A 4,591-nucleotide genomic window follows, 5' to 3' on the forward strand; every position below is an offset into this window, starting at 1 on the left:
AAATACGGTGCCCACCAATCGATTGTGATTGATAAAGCGATGAGTGATGTGCCCAGCCACAGGGCAGATTTCGTGATGATTGATGATTGTGGGCGAGCACAATAGGAACCGTCTTCACAGTCAGGTCTTGTCCGAAAATAGACATGCCAAAAACCCGCTGCCAAAAACCCGAGAGTTATTGCGACAAAGTACCACTTATAAGGTTCAAGAGCGGTAAGATTGCCAATCCACGCTCCGCTTACGCCAAGGGTTACAAGGACGAGCGGTACAATACAGCAGGACGATGCCAAAATTGCGCCTGCTATGCCGCCCACTGCCCACCAACTTTGCTTTTCTGGCGATTGTGGGGGCATTTCTGTCTTAACGGTCTCTGGCAATATCGTATCTTTCATTGCGATTGATCTTCGATGGAGATAACTATACGCTCTGTAGTAACTACAGGAACAAGGACTTTTTATGCAACAATCTGTCAAGCGCGGAAAACTGGCCAAAATCGCCGGCTGCAACATCGAAACGATACGATATTACGAGAATATCGAGCTGTTACGCGCCGTTGATCGAACAAGCAGTGGTCACAGGGTCTATTCGCCTGATGACCAGGCACGGTTACGCTTCATTCTGCGCGCGCGGGAACTCGGTTTTTCAATTGCGGAGCTAAGAGGTCTTCTTAGCCTGGTCTATTCCAACGAATATACGTGCGGAGAAGTGTTGGCCGTAACCAACGATCACATTACCAGTATTCAACGGAAAATATCCGATTTAAAACGTCTGGAGCACACATTGTCGGACATGGCGCAGAAATGTGATGGCGGAGAAGTACCGGACTGCGCCATCGTTGATGCAATGTTTCATTGAGGACAGCTTTATCCTATATCGCGCGCGCCAACAGGACTGTCAGGGTTGCAAGCATCGGCACTAAGGACCGCTATCGACGTAAAAGTTGGACAAATAGTGCGAGCTAATTGCTGCCCCAAAACATCCACTCGTTCGAGTTCGGCGAGCCGCCGATCACGTTTGGTGAGCAGGTTGTCCCGCTACAGAGGACCCTCTTGCCATTGTGGCGACCCGACCGTTCAGGGCTTTATCGGTTTCGGTATTGCTTTTCTTCGGAACCAAAAACTCCACACGGCCAGACTACCCAGCAGTGCCAATGCCAAACCGGCAATCGTCTGCACGACTTTATAGGCTGTACCGCCAACCTTTGCCGCATGGAGCGGATAGGTGAGATTGAATAGCTGCAAACCCTGCGGCATCGCGAGCGCATCTTTAGCACGAAGAAGATTGCCGGTTGCGCCATCAAACCAGATGATCGTGCGGCCATTATTGTGCCATTCACCCGGCCGCTTCAACCGGATGGCCACGGGATCGCCCGCCTTTCGCGGCAGTCCGATGATACGGATGGTGGCATCAGGAAAGCGCGCTTGCGCCACTGCCGTGATGCGAGGCCAATCGGCATTATCCGCAGGACCCGCGGCCACTTTCGGCGGTTCGAGTGCCGACTCCATTTCAGCTGCGCTGGAGAAAGGCGACAGCAAAAGTTCCGCGACCGGCTTGAGCGTCATCATCACACCGGTCAACATGGTGAGGAACAGCAAAGGCGCGAGTATCACGCCCATATCGCGGTGTTGCCTGATGATTGCGGGTCTTGTCATTCTGGCAGGCCACAGGCGCAACCTGAATGTCTTTCGTGTCGGCCACCACAATATCAGTCCGGTAATGATGAATCCAAGCCCGACCAGTCCGGCAATGCCGCTGACCGTCTCTCCCGCTTCCCCGACAAGCAGATGGTGGTGCAGATCAAACAGAAAAATTTCCGAGCGAGCCCAGATGCTGTCCCATGACGTTATCGCCGATCCGCTGGCATCGGCATAAAAGCCGCTGTCCGGTCCGGTGCGCACCGTGTGGAGGGCAATATCGCTGTTGGCAAAAACGATGGAGGTCGGTGTTTGGGTCGAACCAGCTAGAATATTCTGCGTAAGCGCGCCAAGTGTGGCCGGGTCGGTCTCAACAACAGCTTCCGCCGACACTGTCAGACGCAGCCAGGCGCCCTTCCACAACAACAAAGCGCCGGTCAGGCCAAGCAAGGCCAGCAGCAGACCGATTAATCCGCCGGCCCAACGATGGATCGACGCGACCAGCTGCATCAGAAGCTATATTTCCAGCCCAGCGTGAACGCACGTCCACGGCCGGATACATAAGTGCTGTCATTCACGAACGTAACCGTCTGCGCATAATAGGTAATATATTGCTTATCGAGAATATTCTGGATGCCCAGGCTGAAATCGCCAAAGTCGTTACCTGTGTATGACAGTGCAAGGTCAACCAGTGTAAATCCGTCAAAATCATTCTGTGGCAATCCGCCATCGAATGTCCGGTCAAAAAAGGTCGATGACTGAAGCCGTGCTGACAGGCCAGCTGCAATCGGACCTTCGACGAACAAATTCAGCCGGTCTGGTGAAATATTGCGTCCGTCCAGATCGCGGTCGACGATATCATCCCCGTCGCTGTCAAAGCGACCGTAGAGTTTTGCAAAATTGGCACCGAAGCCAAATCCGGATGGGAAATGGTAATCGGCAGCAAATTCGAACCCGGAAATCTCGGTGCGTTCCCGCCGGATTTGTCCCGCGCCATTGACCACCTGAATCCGCGAACCCAGATCGGAATTGGACCAGAAATAGCTGGCATCGAGGTTCAGGCCGTCTTTGTGATAGCCCGCCCCGATTTCGATATTGTCGGCAATGACCGGCTGCAGATCGATGAGATCGGCCACCGTCTGTCCGGGCGTGTTGACGGAACGCAGAACCAGGCCGGCGTCCGGCATGGTGAAGCCCTGCGCATAAGATGAAAAGAATGTCAGTCCTTCCAGCGGTTCGACGACGATGCCGGCATTTCCGAGCAGCTTGTCGAATGTCAGCGAAGAGCCTTGGACAAAGGTAGATCCGGCGCTCGCGATCGTGGTGAAATCGGGCACGTCGAGCGCCACATTCTCGTAGCGCAGCCCGCCGGACAGACGCACGGCCTCGTTGAGGAAGGTCTGCTCGAGCTGCACGAAGGGCGCGAATTCCTGGAATTTCAGCAACGGCACCCAGAGCCTGTCCGTCTGTGCCAGTTCCTGAAAGGTCTCGTCATGCAGATAGTCGGCACCTGCCGCGATCTGCAGCCCGTTCCATAACGTATCTTCGCGCACATAGGTCAGCTTTGCGCCATATTTTTCCGATGCCAATGCTGACTGATCGAACAGGCTGCCCGCTGGCGCAATCGACACATCCTGAAACACCGGGAACGCATCTCCGCCATATAGCGCGTAGAAATCATAATAATATCCCGCGAGCGACAGCTTGCCGCCGAACAGGTCCCTGTCAGTATAGGACAGGGCCAGATTTACGGCTTCATTGTAGGTAGGGTCTCCAGCCGGTACGCCGCGGGCGCTGGTTGCGGGAATACCTGCTGCAATGTCGCCGTCGACGCGAACATAATCGCCGTCACCAGCAAGATTGAAATAATTGGCCGTCAGTTCGATCCGTTTGCTGTCATCAATGTCGAGACCAAGCTTCCCGAAGACATTATAGGATGTGGTGTCGGCAAGGTCGCCCTGTGTGGGATCGACGCCCACCGCGTTACCGTTTCCGTCATAATATAAGTCGTTTTTCTGGTAGGCCCCGGCGACGACAAAATCCACAGCACCAATTTTTTGACCCACCAGACCCGTGAGCCGTGTGTGGAAGCCATTGTCTTCAAAGTCGTCGGTCGAGATTTCGGCGGAAACTTTCGCCAGCAGGTCGCCATTCGTTGGCGGGGCGACGGTGACATAATTGATGACACCGCCGGTCGCGCCCACACCCTGAATGGCATTGGCACCGTAAATCACCTCGACGCGGTCGACAAACGCGGGGTCGATGGTGAATCCGCTACGCTCACCGTTGCGCAAGGGAGTCGATTGCGGAATATTGTCGAGTAGATAAAGCGGCGTGCGCCCGCGCAGGGTGACGCTACTGCTTGTCATCTTCTGCCGTCCGGGGGTCAGGCTGGGAATGGAAAAACTGAGGCTATCGAGGAGGCTCGTGCTGACCGACAATTGCTGGTCGATCGTCTCGCGGTCAATGACGCGAACGCTGTTCGGAATGGCGCTGATCGGTTTGTTGACGCGCGATGCGGTCACGATAATTGCGGGTTTGAATTCGTCTGCCCGGCTAACATCGTCATCTCGTTGATTTTGGTTTTGCGATTGGGTCTCGCCGCCGTCCTGTGCCCATGCGGCAGGAGAGTGCATGGCAAACAGCAATATCCCGAAAGCTGCCAAGTTTTTGAAATGCGGTGTCCGATTCACGATATAATTCCCTGTCTAATCTCTAATGCGAATGCGAATTATTCGCAATAATAGCAAAGGTCAATAGACCTATTGGATTCTTTCGAATATTTTGAAGCGAGCGGAATGGTTGTAAGCTTGCCAATATCCTGCGAACCAGACTGACAGTCTGCTTTTCATGACTCTCGATTTTAAATCAGACAGCAGAAGGACGGCTTTCCAGTTTAGCCGCACTTGGTGCTATCGGGTCGGGGCCTGAGCAGCCTAGAGGTTAGCACTTGCTCA

The 4,591-nt window shown here is 54.1% G+C and carries 4 protein-coding genes; 1 reads left to right on the forward strand and 3 read right to left on the reverse strand.

From position 1 onward, the window contains the following. On the reverse strand, positions 1-392 hold a 392-nt coding region (locus AACZ86_RS16400), incomplete at its 3' end, for a mercuric transporter MerT family protein (RefSeq protein ID WP_339694731.1). A 64-nt stretch (positions 393-456) separates the two neighbouring features. Between AACZ86_RS16400 and AACZ86_RS16405 the strand changes: the two genes are divergently transcribed. Beyond that, positions 457-855 carry a helix-turn-helix domain-containing protein gene (locus tag AACZ86_RS16405; protein ID WP_335660900.1) on the forward strand — a complete coding sequence of 133 codons (399 nt, stop codon included), beginning with the start codon at positions 457-459 and terminating at the stop codon, positions 853-855. Between the two features lie 218 nt (positions 856-1,073). On the opposite strand, the gene AACZ86_RS16410 is transcribed toward AACZ86_RS16405, so the two are convergent. Further along, positions 1,074-2,144: a PepSY-associated TM helix domain-containing protein gene (locus tag AACZ86_RS16410; RefSeq protein ID WP_335660901.1), complete on the reverse strand. Its 1,071-nt coding sequence runs from the start codon at positions 2,142-2,144 to the stop codon at positions 1,074-1,076. Continuing rightward, positions 2,144-4,327, reverse strand: coding sequence for a TonB-dependent receptor (locus tag AACZ86_RS16415; protein WP_339694738.1), 2,184 nt, complete (start codon positions 4,325-4,327; stop codon positions 2,144-2,146). The genes AACZ86_RS16410 and AACZ86_RS16415 overlap by 1 nt, the downstream gene beginning before the upstream one ends. Positions 4,328-4,591 lie beyond the last annotated feature (264 nt).

The organism is uncultured Parasphingorhabdus sp., from assembly GCF_963975735.1.
Taxonomy (GTDB): domain Bacteria; phylum Pseudomonadota; class Alphaproteobacteria; order Sphingomonadales; family Sphingomonadaceae; genus Parasphingorhabdus.